This window comes from Sulfitobacter albidus, assembly GCF_018200035.1.
Taxonomy (GTDB): Bacteria; Pseudomonadota; Alphaproteobacteria; order Rhodobacterales; family Rhodobacteraceae; genus Sulfitobacter; species Sulfitobacter albidus.
In genome coordinates this window covers 3,242,414-3,259,388 of sequence record NZ_CP073581.1, presented here as the reverse complement: position 1 = coordinate 3,259,388, position 16,975 = coordinate 3,242,414, and the positions used below count along the sequence as shown (strand labels likewise).

At 69.0% G+C, this 16,975-nt stretch carries 10 protein-coding genes; 4 read left to right on the top strand and 6 right to left on the bottom strand.

Annotated elements, in window-relative coordinates; genetic code table 11:
• Positions 1-146: 146 nt before the first annotated feature.
• The 3 genes from KDD17_RS15935 to KDD17_RS15925 are packed head-to-tail and all read right to left on the bottom strand — an operon-like array spanning position 147 to position 1,720.
• Positions 147-383, bottom strand: coding sequence for a DUF2798 domain-containing protein (locus tag KDD17_RS15935; RefSeq protein ID WP_212706275.1), 237 nt, complete (start codon positions 381-383; stop codon positions 147-149).
• Positions 380-1,087, bottom strand: a complete 708-nt coding sequence (locus KDD17_RS15930; RefSeq protein WP_212706274.1) for a hydroxypyruvate isomerase family protein — start codon at positions 1,085-1,087, stop codon at positions 380-382. Before KDD17_RS15930 ends, KDD17_RS15935 begins: the two co-directional genes overlap by 4 nt.
• Before the next feature lie 51 nt (positions 1,088-1,138).
• Positions 1,139-1,720 (bottom strand): DUF1285 domain-containing protein, encoded by a 582-nt coding sequence (locus KDD17_RS15925; RefSeq protein ID WP_212704559.1) that lies wholly within the window; start codon positions 1,718-1,720, stop codon positions 1,139-1,141.
• Positions 1,721-1,786: 66 nt separating this feature from the next.
• Between KDD17_RS15925 and KDD17_RS15920 the strand changes: the two genes are divergently transcribed.
• The 4 genes from KDD17_RS15920 to KDD17_RS15905 are packed head-to-tail and all read left to right on the top strand — an operon-like array spanning position 1,787 to position 8,491.
• Positions 1,787-2,812, top strand: coding sequence for an AAA family ATPase (locus tag KDD17_RS15920; protein WP_212704558.1), 1,026 nt, complete (start codon positions 1,787-1,789; stop codon positions 2,810-2,812).
• Positions 2,809-3,690, top strand: a complete 882-nt coding sequence (locus tag KDD17_RS15915; protein WP_212704557.1) for a DUF58 domain-containing protein — start codon at positions 2,809-2,811, stop codon at positions 3,688-3,690. Before KDD17_RS15920 ends, KDD17_RS15915 begins: the two co-directional genes overlap by 4 nt.
• Complete coding sequence (locus KDD17_RS15910; protein WP_212704556.1) at positions 3,687-6,452, top strand: DUF4159 domain-containing protein; 2,766 nt, start codon at positions 3,687-3,689, stop codon at positions 6,450-6,452. The genes KDD17_RS15915 and KDD17_RS15910 overlap by 4 nt, the downstream gene beginning before the upstream one ends.
• The gene (locus KDD17_RS15905) at positions 6,449-8,491 is read left to right on the top strand and encodes a glutamine amidotransferase (protein WP_212704555.1); all 2,043 of its coding nucleotides are present in this window, start codon (positions 6,449-6,451) and stop codon (positions 8,489-8,491) included. The genes KDD17_RS15910 and KDD17_RS15905 overlap by 4 nt, the downstream gene beginning before the upstream one ends.
• A gap of 84 nt (positions 8,492-8,575) precedes the next feature.
• Here the strand turns inward: KDD17_RS15905 and KDD17_RS15900 are convergent, their stop codons facing one another.
• The 3 genes from KDD17_RS15900 to KDD17_RS15890 are packed head-to-tail and all read right to left on the bottom strand — an operon-like array spanning position 8,576 to position 16,899.
• Positions 8,576-9,481 carry an AEC family transporter gene (locus tag KDD17_RS15900; protein ID WP_212704554.1) on the bottom strand — a complete coding sequence of 302 codons (906 nt, stop codon included), beginning with the start codon at positions 9,479-9,481 and terminating at the stop codon, positions 8,576-8,578.
• Positions 9,482-9,508: 27 nt separating this feature from the next.
• A complete protein-coding gene (gene pbpC / locus KDD17_RS15895) occupies positions 9,509-11,524 on the bottom strand; it encodes a penicillin-binding protein 1C (protein ID WP_212704553.1) in 2,016 nt (671 codons plus the stop codon).
• On the bottom strand, positions 11,521-16,899 hold the full coding sequence (locus KDD17_RS15890; RefSeq protein WP_212704552.1) for an alpha-2-macroglobulin family protein: 5,379 nt from the start codon (positions 16,897-16,899) through the stop codon (positions 11,521-11,523). The genes pbpC and KDD17_RS15890 overlap by 4 nt, the downstream gene beginning before the upstream one ends.
• Positions 16,900-16,975 lie beyond the last annotated feature (76 nt).

Here is a 16,975-nt window from a genome sequence, read left to right as displayed (position 1 = left end):
CCGCCGTTTACCACGCGTTCAGAAATCCAACCGCACGCCCCGGTAACACATCGCCGCAACACCCGCGCCCGCACACCGCCGGTGCACGCGCGGTGTACGCCCGGTGCACAGACTGTGCCCCGATTCGCCCATAGCCCGCCGAGCCGTTAACCTTTTGGCCCCTGCGCCACCAACCGCGCGACCAATCTGCGCGTCATCGGCGCCACGAACAGCACCGTCGGAAAGGCGACGACCCAGCTGAACAGCCACGCGCCCAGCCACGCCGCCCCCACGCCCTCGACCAGCCCCATCGCCCGAAACGTGGCGATGCCCGAGACGATGCACGACATCAGCCCCGACAGGATCAGGCCAAAAAGGACCGGCGCAAATCGGGCGGGGATCACAGCGCTTTCACCCAATCAAGGGTCTTTTCCGTGGCCCCGCCAGGCGTGTATTCCCCCGCCACATAGCCGCGATATTTCGCCGCCCGCAGCGCCGCAAACAGCCCGGCAAAATCCACGCTGCCCTGCCCCGGCGGCACCCGTCCCGGCGCATCGCCCAATTGCACGTGACGGATGATATCCGCGAATTTCTCATAGATCGCGACCGCATCCCCGTGGATCATCTGCGCATGGTAGCTGTCGAACTGCAGCCCCAGATCAGGCGCGCCCACCGCCGCGATAATCTCTGCCGCCGCATTGTAATCATTCAGGAAATAGCCCGGCGCCGACTCGGCACACAAAGGCTCGATCGTCAGCGTGATGCCCTTGGGTGCCGCCGCACAGGCGCGCGTCAGGTTGTCGATCATCGCCGCGCGCGCCTCCTCTCCGGCGCCCTCCCCGGCCATCACATGGATCACGCCCACGCCCAGCGCCTGCGCGTAGCGAAACGCCCGGCGCATGTCATGGTCAAACCGCGCCTCGCTCCCCGGCACGGCGGCAAATCCCCGCTCCCCACCGGTGTAATTGGGCGGCGGCGCGTTGATCAGCACCATGCGCAAACCGTTCCGCCCCAGTGCCTGCTGCACCTCGCGCGCGGGCAGCTCGTAGGGAAACAGCATCTCGACCGCCGCAAACCCCGCAGCCCCCGCCGCGTCGAAGCGGTCCATCACCGGAAGCTCCTGCCACAGGTGGCTGAGGTTGGCGGCGGGGATCACCGCCTAGCTCTCCGGCAGCTCGTCCGACGGGATGATGCCAAAGAACGTCCCCCCCGACCAAACGCCGAACCAGCCATCGTAATGCACCCCCAAATCCACCAATCGATAGAAGGACTTACGATCAATCAACGCCTCCAGATTGCGGCGCACCCGAACGTAGGGCGACGGCTCCCCGGTCTCGGGATCCCGCTCTACCCTCATCGGCGCATCGGCCCCCGCGACGGTCACATCGTCAAGGTTGGTGGTAAAGCGCAGCACTTGATCCGCGCCCTCCCCCTCGGCGTCGAAATCCACCGCGACAAAGGGCGCGTCCTGCACCCGGATGCCCACTTTCTCCACCGGCGTGACCAGAAAATAGGCATCGTCCTCGCGGATCAGGATCGAGGCAAACAGCTTGACCAATCCGGGCCGCCCAATGGGCGTACCCTCATAAAACCAGGTACCATCGCGCCGAATCTCCATGTCGATGTCACCACAGAACGGCGGATTCCATTTCTCCACCGGCGGCAATCCGCGCGTGCCTGTGGCCTTGATAGACGCGGCGAGGCTCTCCGCCGAGGGTGTCACGGTTTTTTGTCCACTCATTGCTTTTGCCATTCCCACAGATCGCGATACATTCATGGCAGATATAACCCCCACGGCGGAGAAGTCATGACCCAGGCAGACCAAACCGCAGCCGAAGACATGGTTGCACAGATCGAAGCACTTGGGGACAAGCTGGCCGAAGCCCGCAAATCCATCACCGCCCGTTTCATCGGGCAGGAACGGGTGGTTGAACTGACGCTCACCGCGCTTTTGTGTGGCGGGCATGGCCTGCTGATCGGCCTTCCGGGCCTTGGCAAAACCCGTCTGGTCGAAACCCTCAGCACCGTCATGGGCATGGATGGCAAGCGGGTGCAGTTCACCCCCGATCTGATGCCCGCCGACATCCTCGGCTCCGAAGTGCTCGACACCGCCGCCGACGGCTCCCGCGCGTTCCGCTTTGTCGAGGGGCCGGTGTTTTGTCAGCTGCTGATGGCCGATGAAATCAACCGCGCCAGCCCGCGCACGCAATCCGCGCTGCTACAGGCGATGCAGGAAAAAACAGTCACTGTTGCGGGCCAATCGCGCCCGCTGGGCCTGCCGTTCCACGTGCTGGCCACGCAAAACCCGATCGAGCAGGAAGGCACCTATCCCCTGCCCGAAGCGCAGCTTGACCGTTTCCTCGTGCAGATCGACGTGCCCTATCCCAACCGGAATACCGAACGCGATATCCTCATCGCCACCACCGGCGAAGCCGAGGCGCAGGCGGTCGCGGTCTTTACCGCAGGGGAGTTGTTGGACGCCCAGCGCCTGCTGCGCCGGATGCCCGTCGGCGAGTCCGTGGTCGAGATGATCCTGGATCTGGTGCGTGCCTTCCGTCCCGAAGAGGACGGCGTGAGCGCGCGGGTCCGCGAGACCGTTGCATGGGGCCCCGGCCCCCGTGCCGCGCAGGCGTTGATGCTGGCCGTGCGCGCGCGGGCCTTGTTGCAGGGGCGTCTGGCCCCTTCGGCGGAGGATGTGATCGACATGGCCCGCCCGGTGCTCACGCACCGCATGGCGCTGAATTTTGCCGCACGCGCACGCGGCGACAGCCTGAAATCCCTCATCGATGAGACCGCCGCAAGCCTCGCACCCGGCAAGGCCGCCGTGGCGTGAGCGACCCCGTCACCCTGCGCGCACGATCCGAGGCAGAGGCCGCCCGCTTCCCCGCGCTGCTTGCGCGGGCGGAGCATCTGGCGGGTGCGGTTCTGCTGGGCGCGCACGGGCGCAGGCGGGCGGGCGCTGGTGACGATTTCTGGCAGTACCGCCCGGCGCAGATGGGCGACAGCCGCCGCGCCATCGACCACCGCCGCTCGGCCATGGGCGACACGGAATTCGTGCGCGAACGCGAATGGCAAATCGCGCAATCGGTGATGATGTGGGTCGATCAGGGCGCGTCAATGCGGTTCACCTCCGATCCAGCGCACCCCGAGAAAATCGACCGCGCCCGCTTGCTGGGTCTGGCGCTGGCGATCCTGATGCAGCGCGGTGGCGAGCGCGTGGGGCTGACCGGCACCGCCCTGCCGCCCCGTGCGGGCCGCGCGCAGGTCATGGCGCTGGCCGAGATGTTCAGCCGCGATGACGACGCCGATTTCGCCCCGCCCGAACACCGCGCGATGATCCCGCACGCCCGCGCCGTGTTCATCTCTGATTTCATGGGCGAGATCGACGGCGTGCGCACCGCGCTGACCAAGGCCGCAGATCGCGGCGTGCGCGGTGTTCTGTGCCATATCCTCGACCCGTCGGAGGAAGCATTCCCCTTCTCCGGGCGCACCATTTTCGAGAGCGTCGGCGGCACGCTCAGCCACGAGACGCTCAAGGCGAACGACCTGCGCGACCGCTATCTTGAACGCCTCGCCGCGCGCAAGGCAGAGCTTGCAGCGCTGTGCCAGCTGACCGGCTGGCACTACGGCGTGCATCACACCGACAGCACCGCGCAGGCCGGTTTGCTGTGGCTATACGGCGCGCTCGACGCGCGGGGAGCGGCGGCATGACGGTACTCGGCGGCATCGGTTTCACGGCACCCTGGCTCCTGCTCGCGCTTACGGCCCTGCCGATCCTGTGGCTTTTGCTGCGCGCCGTGCCCCCCGCGCCGATCCGTCGCCGCTTTCCCGGTGTGGCGCTGCTGCTGGGTCTCAAGGACGACGAAACCGTCTCCGACCGCACGCCGTGGTGGCTGTTGCTGCTGCGCATGCTGGCCGTCGCCGCGATTATCGTGGGGCTCGCCGGCCCCGTGCTGAACCCCGAGGCAGAGCAGACCGAGGGCAACGGCCCGCTTCTCTTCGTGCTCGACGGCACATGGGCAGGCGCCACCCGCTGGCCGCAGCAGCAAGAGGCGATATCGGCCCAGCTGACCCGCGCCGCGCGGCAGGATCGCACCGTCGCCTTTCTCACCCTCACGCGGCCTGAGGCGCCGGTGTTTCAAGCCGCTGACGTCTGGCAAAACCGTCTGGCTGGGCTGGCCCCCGCCCCCTGGCAGCCCAACGCCGAGATGATCGCGCAGGCGCAGGCCGCCGTCGCCGATATCGGCGCCTTTGACACGCTGTGGTTCAGCGACACGCTCGCCTACGACGGGCGCGACGATCTGCTGGCGACCTTCGAGGATCGCGGCACGGTCGAGGCCTATCAGACCGCCATCAACGTGTTGGCCATCGCGCCCGCCACCTACGCCGACGGCGCCGTGCAACTGCGCGTGCTGCGCGCCGCGCCGGGGCCGGAACGAGAGGTCATCATTCAAGCGCTCGGCCGCGATCCGGCGGGCAACGGGCGCACCCTCGCCTCTGCCCCCGCGACATTTGCCGAAGGCGAGACCGAGGCCGAGACCGCCATCGTGCTGCCGTCAGAGCTGCGCGCGCGCATTACGCGGTTCGACATCGCGGGCCAACGCTCTGCCGGGGCGAGCACGCTGACGGACGACGGGCTACGGCGGCGTGAGGTCGCGCTGATCTCATCGCGCGAAAACCGCGAAGCGTTGGAGCTTCTCTCACCCCTGCACTACATCGAACAGGCGCTGGCACCGACCGCCGATCTGATCGACGGATCGCTCAGCGACGTGCTGCCCGCCAACCCCGACGTGATCGTGCTGGCCGATGTGGCGACGCTGGCCGAAGCCGAGGCCGCCCCGCTCACCGAATGGATCGAGGGCGGCGGCATGCTCGTACGCTTTGCCGGGCCGCGCATCGCCGCCAGCGACATCTCCCGCCGGGACGAAGACCCGCTTATGCCCGTGCGCCTGCGCGAGGGTGGCCGCAGCGTCGGCGGCGCTATGAGCTGGGGCGAGCCAAAGGCGCTGGCGCCCTTCTCCCAGGGCTCGCCGTTCTTTGGCCTCACCGTGCCGGACGACGTCACCGTCACCGCGCAGGTCGTGGCGCAACCCGATCCCACGCTGGCCGAGCGGTCCATCGCCGCGCTCACCGACGGCACGCCGCTGGTAACGCGCAAGACTGTGGGCCAGGGCCAGATCGTTCTGTTCCACGTCACCGCCACCGCCGAGTGGTCGTCGCTCCCGCTGTCGGGTCTGTTTGTCGAAATGATGGAGCGTCTTGCCACCTCCTCCAGCGCGGCCACCGCCGATGCCGATGCGATGGAAGGCACCACCTGGACGCCGCAGCGCACCCTCAACGGGTTTGGCCTGCTCGAAGATGCCGGCACCCTGCCCGGTGTTGACGGGGCGGCGCTGATCTCTGCGCCCACCGGCCCCGCGCTGCAACCGGGGCTCTATGCGTCGGGCGACCGACGCATGGCGCGCAACGTGCTCACGCCCGACACGGTGCTGACCCCCGCCAGCTGGCCCGCGCGCATTCCCGTGCGCGGCCTCGCTGTCGCCCCCGAGCAACCCATCGCGGGCTGGCTCTTGAGCCTCGCTGTGCTGATCCTGCTGGCCGATGTGGTGGCGTCGCTGGCGCTCTCCGGCCGCCTTCTGGGGCGCAGCAATGCCACCGCCGCAGCACTTCTGGCGCTTCTGCTGCTGCCTGCCCCCGCCGATGCGCAGAGCGATGCGGATGATCTGGCCCTCACCGCCACATCCGAGCTGGTGCTGGCCCATGTCATCACCGGTGACCCTCAGGTCGACGAGATCGCGCTGGCGGGCCTCACCGGCCTCAGCGACACGCTGTTTTTCCGCACCTCGGTCGAACCCGCCACCCCGCTGGGCGTCGATCTTGAGACTGACGAGCTGGCGTTCTTCCCCATCCTCTACTGGCCCGTGACGACCAGCCAACCCACGCCGTCGTCAGAGGCCTACGCCAAGCTCAACGCCTATCTGCGGTCGGGTGGGCTGATCCTGTTTGATACGCGCGACGCGGACACCGCGCGCTTTGGCGCATCCAGCCCGAACGGGCGCAAGCTGCAGGCGTTGGCCGCCCCGCTCGACATTCCCGCGCTGGAGCCGGTGCCCGCCGATCACGTCCTCACCCGCACTTTCTATTTGCTGCAAGACTTCCCCGGCCGCCACAACAGCCGCGATGTCTGGGTTGAGGCATCGGATCCCGCCGCCGAAGAGGTCGAAGGCATGCCGTTCCGCGATCTCAACGACGGGGTGACGCCGGTGGTCATCGGCGGCAACGATTGGGCGTCGGCCTGGGCCGTGAACAGTGGCGGTGGACCGCTTTTGCCCGTGGGGCGGGGGTTCAGCGGCGAGCGGCAGCGCGAGATCGCGTACCGCTTTGGCGTCAATCTGGTGATGCACGTGCTCACCGGGAATTATAAATCCGATCAGGTGCACGTGCCTGCGCTGCTGGACAGGTTGGGCCAATGACCTCTTCGATCGTCTTCGACCCGCTTGTGCCGTGGCCGCTGCTGGTCATGGTTGCCGTGATCGCCTCCATCGGCGTGATGTTGGCGCTGCTGCGCGGCCTGCGCGGCTGGGGCTTTCGCGGGTTGGCTGGGCTGGTCGTGCTCGCCGCCCTCTCCGGCCCCTCGCTGCTGCAAGAGGACCGCGCGCCGCTCAGCGATATCGTGATCCTGCTGGAAGACGAAAGCGCCAGCCAGCGCCTGTCGGACCGCGCCGATCAGACCGCGCAGGCCGCCGACAGCCTCGCCGCCACCATCGAGGCGCGCGAGAATACAGAGCTGCGCCGCATCACCGTGCCCGACGGCGCCAATGACGCCGGGACCGAGCTGATGAGCGCGCTGTCAGAGGCGCTCGCCGAAGAGCCGCGCGCGCGGATCGCCGGGGTGATCGCGCTGACCGACGGGCGGGCGCATGACGCCGATCTGCCCGTCGACGTGCCCGCCCCCTTCCACGTCCTGCTCAGCGGGCGGGAGGAGGATTGGGACCGCCGCCTCACCGTTCTGGGCGCCCCCGCCTTTGCGATCATCGGGGAGCCTGTGACCCTCACCCTGCGCATCGACGATCTGGGGGCCGCCCCGGCAGGTGTGACCCAGACCGAGCTCGACATCTCCATCGACGCAGACCCCGCACAGCGCTTTACCGTGCCCATCGGCGAGGATCTTGAGCTGCCCATCACCCTGCCCCACGGCGGGCGCAACGTGATCCGCTTCTCCCTGCCGGAGGCCGAGGGCGAGCTGACCGACCGCAACAATGCCGCCGTGATCCAGATGAACGGCGTACGGGATCGTCTGCGCGTCCTACTGGTGAGTGGGGAGCCGCACGCGGGCGGGCGCACGTGGCGCAACCTGCTGAAATCCGACAGCTCCGTCGATCTGGTGCATTTCACCATCCTGCGCCCGCCCGAGAAACAGGATGGCGTGCCGGTGGACGAGCTGTCGCTCATCGCCTTCCCCACGCGCGAGCTTTTCATGGAAAAGATCGAGGATTTCGATCTGATCATCTTTGACCGTTACAAACGGCGGGGCATCCTGCCGTCGCTCTACCTTGAGAACATCGCGCAATACGTGCGCGGCGGCGGCGCAGTTCTGGTCTCTGCCGGGCCGGATTTTGCCAGCGCCGACAGCCTGTTCCGCACGCCCCTGGGCGATGTGGTGCCCGCCACCCCCTCCGCCCGCGTGCTCGAAGAACCCTATCTGCCGGTCGTGCCCGAATTGGGCGAACGCCACCCCGTGACCCAGGGCCTGCCGCAGAACGGCGACTGGGGCCGCTGGCTGCGCCAGATCGAGGTGACGGCAACCTCGGGCGATACCGTAATGACCGGGATCGACGACCGCCCCCTGCTGGTGCTTGACCGTGTGGGCGAGGGGCGCGTGGCGCTGCTGGCCTCCGATCACGCGTGGCTGTGGAACCGCGGCTACGAAGGGGGCGGCCCGCAGTTGGAATTGCTGCGCCGTCTGGCCCATTGGATGATGGGCGAACCGGAGTTGGAGGAAGAAGCCCTGACCGCCACCGCCGAAGGGCAGACCATGCGCATCCAGCGCCGCACGCTCAGCGCCGAGGTGCCGCCGCTCACGATCACCGGCCCCGACGGCACCGTGACCGAGCTAACGCTGGACGAAGCCGCGCCGGGCCGGTTCGAGACCGTGTTCACCGGGCCTGAAATCGGCCTCTACCGGCTTGAGAACGGCGATCAGACCAGTGTGATCGGCCTTGGCCCCGCCGCCCCGCGCGAATTTGTCGACACCATCGCCAGCGCCGAGCCATTGGCGTCGCAGGTCGCGTCACTGCGCGGCGGGGCGCTCACCCTCACCGACGGTGTCCCCCGGATCCGCAATGTGAACGCCGGTCGCCCCGCCGCCGGGCGCGGCTGGATCGGCCTCACCCGCCGCGATGCCTACGAGACACTCGATGTGCGGCAGACGCCACTGCTGCCCGGCTGGCTTGTCCTGTTGCTGAGCGCGGGGCTCATCACTGCGGCGTGGCTGCGCGAGGGGCGGCGCTGAGCCAGGTGACGGTGCGCGCGCTGACACCGGACGACCACGCTGCGGCTTTGACCGTGTAGCACTGTGCGCTGGCGGCCCCGCCCGCTAAAGCAGCAGCGCCGCCCAGATCGGCAGGCACAGCATCGACAGCACCACCTGCCAAGTCATCACATCGGCATACAGCTCGGCATCCGCGCCCATCTGCTTGGCGATGATATAGCCGTTTGACGCGGCCGGTGCCGCGAACACCAGAACCCCGGCAAATAGCTGCATCGCGGGCAGACCCCACAGCGTCCCCAGCCCGGCAAACAGCACCGGCCCGATCACGGGCCGCAAAAGAACGCTCACACCCACGCGTGCGTCAAGCGTCGCAAGCCGCCGCAGGCTGATACCGGCCCCGATGGCCATCAGCCCCACCGCCAGCGCTCCGCGCGCGATCATGTCGAGCGCGCTGGCAACGCTCTCGGGCAGCGTGACCCCCGACAGGTTCAGCGCCAGCCCGATGGCGCAGGCGATCACCAGCGGGTTGCGCGACACGGTCCGCGCGATCTGCCCCGGACCCGCCTGCGCCGGGCCAAGGGCCGCCAGCACCACAATGCAGGCCACGTTGATTGTCGGGATCAGCAGTGCAATCGCAATCGCGAGCACCGCGATGCCATCGGCCAGAAACACATCCGCCGCCGCCAGCGCGACAAAGGCATTCCAGCGCACCGACAGCTGAAAAACCGATCCGGCGCTGGCCCGGCTCATCCCCGTCAGCCGCCAGACCACCAGCGCCAGCCCGCCCAGACAGGCCAGAACCCCCAGCAACACCACCGCAAACCCGCCGTAGCGCGCCACCGACAGATCGGTCTGCGCGATGGCCAGCACCAGCATCGCCGGGATCAACGCGCGAAACGATAGCGCCTCGATCCCGCCCCAGTTCTCGCGCGGGATCAGCCCTGATTTGCCAAGGCCGTAGCCTGCGGCAATCACAAAGATCAGCGGAAGAACGGAAAACGCCAGCGACATGACCGCACTTTGACCGCGCCCGCAGGCTCAGTCCAGCCGGATCCGCACCGACGCGCTGCGCCCCGCCGCGTCAATGACCGAAATACGGGTATAACCGGGGGTATCGAGGTCCAGCAAAATCTCGCGGCTGCGCACATCCGTCAGCACCGGGCGGCCGTCGACCAGAACCGCCATCGGGAACGCGCCCCGCGCCAGTTTAAGCGGCACACCAAAGCCACTGCGCGCCAGCGTCGCATCGGCGGGTGGAAAGGTAACAACCGGGCGGTCGGGATCCTCCGCCATGCCCGCCCCGCGACTGCGGAATTCCCGCAGCGGAAGCGGCAGATCGGCAGTACCCACGATCAGCGTCTCTGGCGGTGGCGGGGCAAGGGGCGCGCGCATGGCGCTAATCCGACCAAAAGCCTCGAACAGGATCGGGGCCGCCAACGCGCCGCCGAAAGCCCCCGGCACCGGGGTGCCATCGGGCCGTCCCAGCCAGACACCGACCACATGCGCCCCGTCAAACCCCACCGCCCAGGCATCGCGGTGCCCGTAGGACGTGCCGGTCTTATACGCGATCTCGCCCCCGTGCGCGGCGCGCCCCGCCGGCGGCGCGATCTGCGACAGGATCTGCCCCACGTGCCACGCTGCGGCGGGGGAGACGATCCGATCTGGCGTGACCATCTCCGCCCCGCCACTGCGCAACGTCACCGCCTGCCCGCCCTGCGCAAGCCCGGCGAAGATCTGAACCAGATCGCGCAGGCTGATCCCGACACCGCCCAGCGCCACCGCCAGGCCCGGTTGCCCGGAAGGGATCACGGCCTGCGCCCCAGCCCGACGCATCGCGGCCATCAGATGCGCGGGCCCCACCGCATCCAGCAGCAGCACGGGCGGGATGTTCAGCGACTGCTCCAGCGCCGCGCGCGCGGTCACCATGCCCCGAAACCGCCCGTCAAAATTCTGCGGTGCATAGACGCCGAACTGAACCGGCGCATCGTTGATCAACGTCTCGGGATGCGCCAGCCCCCGGTCGAACGCCAGCGCATAGACCAGCGGTTTCAGCGTCGACCCCGGTGAGCGGAGCGCACGCCCCATATCGACAAATCCTGCACCCCCCTCCGGCGCGTAGGCAGGGCCGCCGACATGGGCCAGGATTTCACCACTGCGATGATCCGCAACCACGATCGCCGCCGATACCCCCGGCGCCTGCCCCGAAACCGCCCGGCGGGCCAGCGCCTGCATGCGCGTTTGCACATCCAGATCGAGGGTCGTGCGGTGATGACGCCGCGCCGGATCGCGCGCGCGCAGGGTATCGGCCAGATGTGGCGCCGCACGGGGCAGGGAGCGCTGCGCGCGGGGCACCCCGGCGTGGCGCGGATCGGGCGCCAACCCCACCCGCTGCAAAACCCGCGCACGCGCCACCCGTGCAGCCTGCGGATGCCGGTCGGGCCTGCGCGCCTCGGGCGCCTGCGGCAGCGCCACCAGCAGTGCGGCTTCGGCATCGGTCAGCCGCGCGGGCTCCTTCCCGAACCAGCTAAGCGTCGCCGCGCGCACCCCCTCGATCCGCCCACCGTAGGGCGCATGCAGCAGATAGAGCGCGAGGATCTCGGATTTGCCCAGCCGCCGCTCCAGCGCCAGTGCGACGCGGATCTGCCGCAGTTTGCCGCCCGCCGATCCGGTGCCCGAATTCTCCAGCAATCGCGCGACCTGCATGCTCAACGTCGATCCTCCGGACACTATTTTCCCGTGCCACAGCATTTGCCCGCCGGCCCGCAGCAACGCGCGCAGGTCCACGCCCGCGTGTTCGTAAAATCGCTTGTCCTCATAGGCGATCAGCATCTCGATAAATCGCGGATCGACTTGCCTCGCCCCCACGGCAAGGCGCAGACGACCGTTCTCAACCGGATAGGCACGCATCAGGCGCCCGTCGCGGTCGCTGACCTCGACGCTTGTCTCGGCGATGAGCGGCGGCAGCACCGTGCGCGCCACCCAATGGTCGACCCCGTCCCGCGCCGCGGCCCCCACCCACAGCGCAAGGGCGCAAAGCAGCAGCGCCCGGCTCACGGTGTCACGATGACCCGCCCGGTGCCTGTCGTGGCGCGCGAGGCCGGCCGGTACATGTCGGTGACCAGCGCCGCCGGGTGATGGTAGCTGCCCGGCGTCACCGCGCGCACGACATAGGCCAGCTGCACCGGGTCGGCATCGCGCCGGTCAATCGCCGCAAGGAACCGGTCAGCACGGAACTCCACGTGGCGCGGGGTGGCGGCTGTGATCCAGTCGAATTGCGCAATATCGCCCGACCGCAACAGGTTCGGATTGTCGATCTCAAAGCCGCCGGGCAGGGGGTCGTCGATCATCAATCGCGCGCCGGTGCTCTCGAAGGGTTGCAGATCCAGCACCACGATCAGCCGCGCGCCCGAAGGGACCGGGCCGCTGACAGGCTCTCCCTGCAGGGTATAGAGCGTTCGGCGCAGGGCATACCCCGTCCCGCCCGCCTCTGGCGGCACCTCCGGCACGCCAAGGGTGGTGACGGTCACATCGACAGGGGTGTCGCCCGCGTTGGTAAGCCTGTGGCTTTGCGGCGCGGTGTCGCGCAGGATCTTGATCGCCGTGCCCTGCACCGGGGCGCCATCAAGGCGCAGATCACTGGGCGCCCCCTGCAATGCCCGCGCGGCCAGCGCCACATGGGCGGCCTCCTGCGTGGACAAGGCCCGCGTCACGCGGCCCAGATCCCCGGCCAGCGCGTCGCGGTCGACCGCCTCGCTTCCCGCTTCCGCCGCGAGATGCAGCACCGCCGCCCGGTCGCGCAGATCGCTGCCGAAGTCATCGCGCCAGCGGGACGGATCCCCGCGCCGCGCCAGCAACGACGCCGCCCGCGTAAACATCGCATCCGCCCGCGTCGGATCCCCGTAGGATGCCAGCGCCGCGCCCAGCTGCGCTGCTGCCATCGGCGTGGCGAATTGCGTGGCCTTCGCATCGGCGTAGTAGCGCAGATCCCCGATCTGCGCTGCACCCGCCCGCGCGAGGACCAGCAACGCATAGGCGATCCCTTCGCCGCCCAGATCAAAGTCCGGCGCAAAATTCACGCCGTTGCGCAGGTTATCCAGCGCCCGACTGCGCACGCGCGCGGGCACGCTCACGCCACCGTCCGCCGCGCGGGTCAGAAAATCGGTGACATAGGCATCGAGCCACAGGTTCCCCGATCCTGCCCCCCACAGGCCAAATCCGCCGTTGCCCGACTGCCGCGCGGCCAGCAGGTCCACCGCCTCACGCAGCCGTGCGGGCGCGTCGATCCCGCTTTGCCCCGCCAGATCGCCCATCGCCAGCAGCGGCAGCGCCGCCGATGTCACCTGTTCCGAGCAGCCGTAAGGGTAGCGGTCGAGCTGGCGCAGCAGCCCCGGCACATCCAGCCGCGCCAACGGACCCGCCGTCAGCGTGGCCGAGGCCGTGCCCGCCCTCAGATCGGCAAAGACCGCGCTGTCAAAGGTAAAGCTTTCGCCCGCCCCAAGGCTAAATCGTTGCGTCACCGCCGTCGCCGGATCATTGTTGCGCACCGGCAGCGTGTAGCGGCGGGTCAGCGGATCGCCCTCCGGCGGGGTCAGCGTGACAATCACCTCATGATCGCCGGGTTCGCGCCCGCGCAAATCCACAGGCACGCGCACGGTCTGGCCCGCCAGCACCTCGATCCGTTCGGGCACGGCGCCGACGGCCACGCCTGCATCGGCCAGCACCCGCAGCGCCATCGGCCCCGTATCGCCCCGCGTGTGGGTGAATTCCAGCAGCAGGCGGCTTTCATCCCCCGGCGCGAGCAGGCGCGGCAGGCTTGCGGTCAGCACAACCGGATCACGCGCGACCACATCGCTTACCGCATGGCCCACGCCACTGTCGCTCCACGCGACCGCCATCAGGCGGATCGTCCCGTTGAAGGCCGGGCGCGCGATCTCGATCGTCGCGCGGCCCTGCGCGTCCACTGTGACCGGCCCGCTAAACCGCGCCATAAGCGCCTCGGTCGGCGGGGGTGCCTGCGCGCCCGGTGCCGTGACGGCATCGCCGCCCGACCGCACCTGCCCCATCGCCCCGTTCAGCCCGTCGATCAGCCGCCCGTAGAGGTCGCGCATCCCGACACCCAAACGGCGCTGACCAAAGTAATGCGCGCCCGGATCGGGGGGCTCGAATGCGGTGAGGTTCAAAATCCCCACATCCACTGCCGCGAGTGTGAGATGCGCAGTCTCCCCCGCCGCGATCCCGTCGATCTGCACCGGCACACGCAGGATGCCTGCCTGCCCGTCAACCTCCGCCGGCGCGTCCAACGTCACGTCCAACACCTTGCCCACGGGTGCTACCCGCACATGGGCCAGCCCCAGACGGCGCGCGGGATTGCGCCCCGCCGCCCGGTCCATCGGTGTGATCAGCGTGGCGGTAACATAGGCGCTGTGGCCCCATTCCTGCGTCACTGTCAGCGGGATCGCCACATCGCCCGCCGTCACCGGCACGCTGCGCTGCGCGATGACCCGGTTCGACAGCACCGACACCAGCGCGACCCCGTCCGCCTCCGCCTCGAACCGCATTGTCGCGGTCTCCCCCACGGCATAGCTTTCGCGGTCAAGCGTCACCGGCAGCGCGTCAGGCGTATCACGGGCGCCATCGCCCCCCCAGCCTGAAGTAAACAGGATCGAGCTTGCCACTTGCGGCGCTGCCACGCTTTGCACGACCACCTCATATTGCCCCCAGTCTGTCGGCAGGCGCAGCGGCACCGGCGCTCCGGACAGCGTCACCTCATCGGTCTGCACACGCACGCGCCGGGTGATCGGCTCCCAACTCCAACGCCCGCCGCTGCGGAACCACTGATAGCGCGTCTCGACCCGGTTGAAGGTCACCTGCGCGGGCATCTCACCGCCGGTTGCGATCAGCTCAAACGCCGCCTCGCCTCCCTGCGGCAACGGCCCGTCGAACACCGGGCGGATGCCGATCATCGGGCCGTCCGGCACGATCACGCGCGTCTGCTCGCGCTCCACCGCGCGGCCCGATCCTTCGGCCACGCGCAGCCGCACCACGGCCTCAAGCGGCGTCGCGGGCGGCGGTGTCACCTGTGGCAGGCGCAGATCAACGATTGCTTGGCCCTGCGCATCGGTCTGTGTGGCGCCAATCGCCGCCGTCGCCGTGTCGAACTGCGCGTCGTGGCGGCCGAAGAATGCGCCCGGATAAGCCTCGAGCCGTCGTTGCAGGCGCAGCCGCACCTCCCCCTCGACCCGCAGATCCGCACCCGGCGCGCCAAAGAGATACCGCGCCTTGACCCCGGCCCGCTGGCCTGCTTGCAGGCGCATCTCATCGGGCAGCGACATCTCGAACGCAATGCGGTCGGGCAGGAAGTCCTCGACCAGCACCGTGGTCGAGGCGAGCGGCCCCAGCGCCGGATCGGCGATCATGTCCAGCCGCCACGCCCCGCGCGGCACCCGCGCATCGAGCGGCAGCGCAAAGACATGGCCGCCCGCCCGCGCGTTCTGGCTCAGCGTGCGGGCATGCTCCACCCCGTCAGGACGCGTCAGCACCGCCACCAGCGGCAGACCGTTCACCGCCCGCCCCGCTGCATCGCGGGTCAGGGCCGTCGCGTGAATGACCTCACCGGGGCGGTAGGCGCCGCGGTCGGTGGTCAGAAAGGTATCGATCGGCGGACTGGGCGGGCGGCCCTCCACGCCCCGGTCGGACAGATCGAACGCCGGATCGCGCAGCGACAGAAAGGCCGCGTCCTCCCCGCCCGCATCGGCCAGGATCAGCGCAGGTGCCGCCGCCCCCTCACCCCGGATCAAGCCGGCGGCAAAATGCGCGCGCCCGTCGGCGCCCGTCTGCGCCGTGCCCAGCACCGCATTTGCACGGTTGATCAGCGTCACCGTGACCCCCGCGCGCGGCTGCGCATCACCCAACCCTCGCACGCCCACGTGCAGCCCATCGGTGCCGGTCAGACTGCTGATCCCCAGATCGCTGAGGATGAACCACTGCGTCGCGGCGGGACTATCGTAGGGATCCTGCCCCGCGATGGCGGCACTCAGCGCATAGATACCGGGCGGCTGGTCGGCCAGCGCCTCCGCCAGTGGCAACCGCGTGGTCATTGCCACGTTCAGCGTGTTCTGCACGTCTCCGGTGCCGCGCCAGATTTCCTGCGCGATGGTATCGGCAAAGGCGTCCTCCTGATACTTGCTCAGCGGGCGCCCGAAATAGCTTTCCTGCATGGCGCGCAGCAGGCTGCGGTCGCTGATCCGGCGCAGCACTAGTTCCACCGCATCGGTGTTCACCGTCTCGACCGGCAGCGCCGCGTCGCCGCCGCGCGGCAGCACGTAGGCCCGCCCGGCAAAGCGGACCGTGGGCGCGCGGTCGCGCACATACAGCGTCACGGGCGTGTCGCGGTGCAACACCTCCCCGCTCGCCGCAGGCAGCCCCCGCCGCAGCGTCACGCTATAGCGCGCGCCATGGGTGACGCCGTCTATGCACAATTCCCGCTCGGACGCAGACACCACCAGCCGCGGATCGTTGAGCCGCACGTAGGGCGCAAAATCCGTACCGCGCGGCGCCAGCAGCTCCGAGAACACGGCGCACAGGCGCGGACGGGCACTGTCGTATTCGACTCGCGTATCGACGACCCTAAAGCCGTATTTTGCAATCGCCGCCTCCAGCGCCCGCGCGGTTCCCACGCCCGGCGCGATGCGCTCAGCCAGTCGCAGCGGGGCGATCATCTCGCGCCCCCGCCCGTTCGCCTCATACGCACGCGCCAGCAGATCGAGCGCTTCTGCCTGCGCCTGCACCCCCTCCGCGCGCAGATAGGCGTTCAGCGCAGCGGGCACTGTCTGGCGCCGCAGCATGCGTGCACGGTCACGCGGCAAACCCTCGCCGGGCAGAAGGCCCATTTCCGCGAACCGCGCCCAGTCGGCGCTCGCGTCACGCAGGACCACCGCCTGCGTTGCGTGCAGCAGCATCCGGTCGCGCACCCCATCGGCGCGGGCGACCTCATAGGCGCGCAACACGTCCTCCAGCCGCAGGCCACCCGCCGGGGTCTGTTGTGCCAGTGTACCGACCAACGCACGCGCCTGCGCCAGGTCCTCCGCCCGTGTCGGCGGCAGATCGGCGATGCGCAGCAGCGCAAGGGTCTGTGCCGCATCGGGGGTCACGACCTTGCGCGCTGAAACGGCCCCCACAAAGGGTGCCGCCACATCCGCGGACGCCTTGGGAAAGCACGCGTTCGAGCGGGTGTTATGCGTATACCCGGCACATGCGGCCCGTGCGCTGCACGCCCGCTGGCAGGCCGCCGCCGAGGTATCGAACAACGGACCCAGATCAGCCCCCGGAAAATCCGTATCAAGGCTTTGCACATAACGCTCGGCGGGCAGCGGATCCTGCGCCCAGAGCGCCCCGGCCGTCAGGCACAGGACCATCAGAACCCGGGCCATCAGACCCGCCGCAATCCCGTGAACCCGCGCCATATCATCTCTCTCCCGTGCGTGCCGATCTTCTGAAGGCTGGCAC

Bases quoted from the DNA above. Each gene is read 5' to 3' on its own strand.
- KDD17_RS15890 (WP_212704552.1), bottom strand. From the start codon at position 16,899: ATGGCCCGGGTTCTGATGGTCCTGTGCCTGACGGCCGGGGCGCTCTGG.
- KDD17_RS15920 (WP_212704558.1), top strand. From the start codon at position 1,787: ATGACCCAGGCAGACCAAACCGCAGCCGAAGACATGGTTGCACAGATC.
- KDD17_RS15910 (WP_212704556.1), top strand. From the start codon at position 3,687: ATGACGGTACTCGGCGGCATCGGTTTCACGGCACCCTGGCTCCTGCTC.
- KDD17_RS15925 (WP_212704559.1), bottom strand. From the start codon at position 1,720: ATGAGTGGACAAAAAACCGTGACACCCTCGGCGGAGAGCCTCGCCGCG.
- KDD17_RS15930 (WP_212706274.1), bottom strand. From the start codon at position 1,087: ATGGACCGCTTCGACGCGGCGGGGGCTGCGGGGTTTGCGGCGGTCGAG.
- KDD17_RS15900 (WP_212704554.1), bottom strand. From the start codon at position 9,481: ATGTCGCTGGCGTTTTCCGTTCTTCCGCTGATCTTTGTGATTGCCGCA.
- KDD17_RS15905 (WP_212704555.1), top strand. From the start codon at position 6,449: ATGACCTCTTCGATCGTCTTCGACCCGCTTGTGCCGTGGCCGCTGCTG.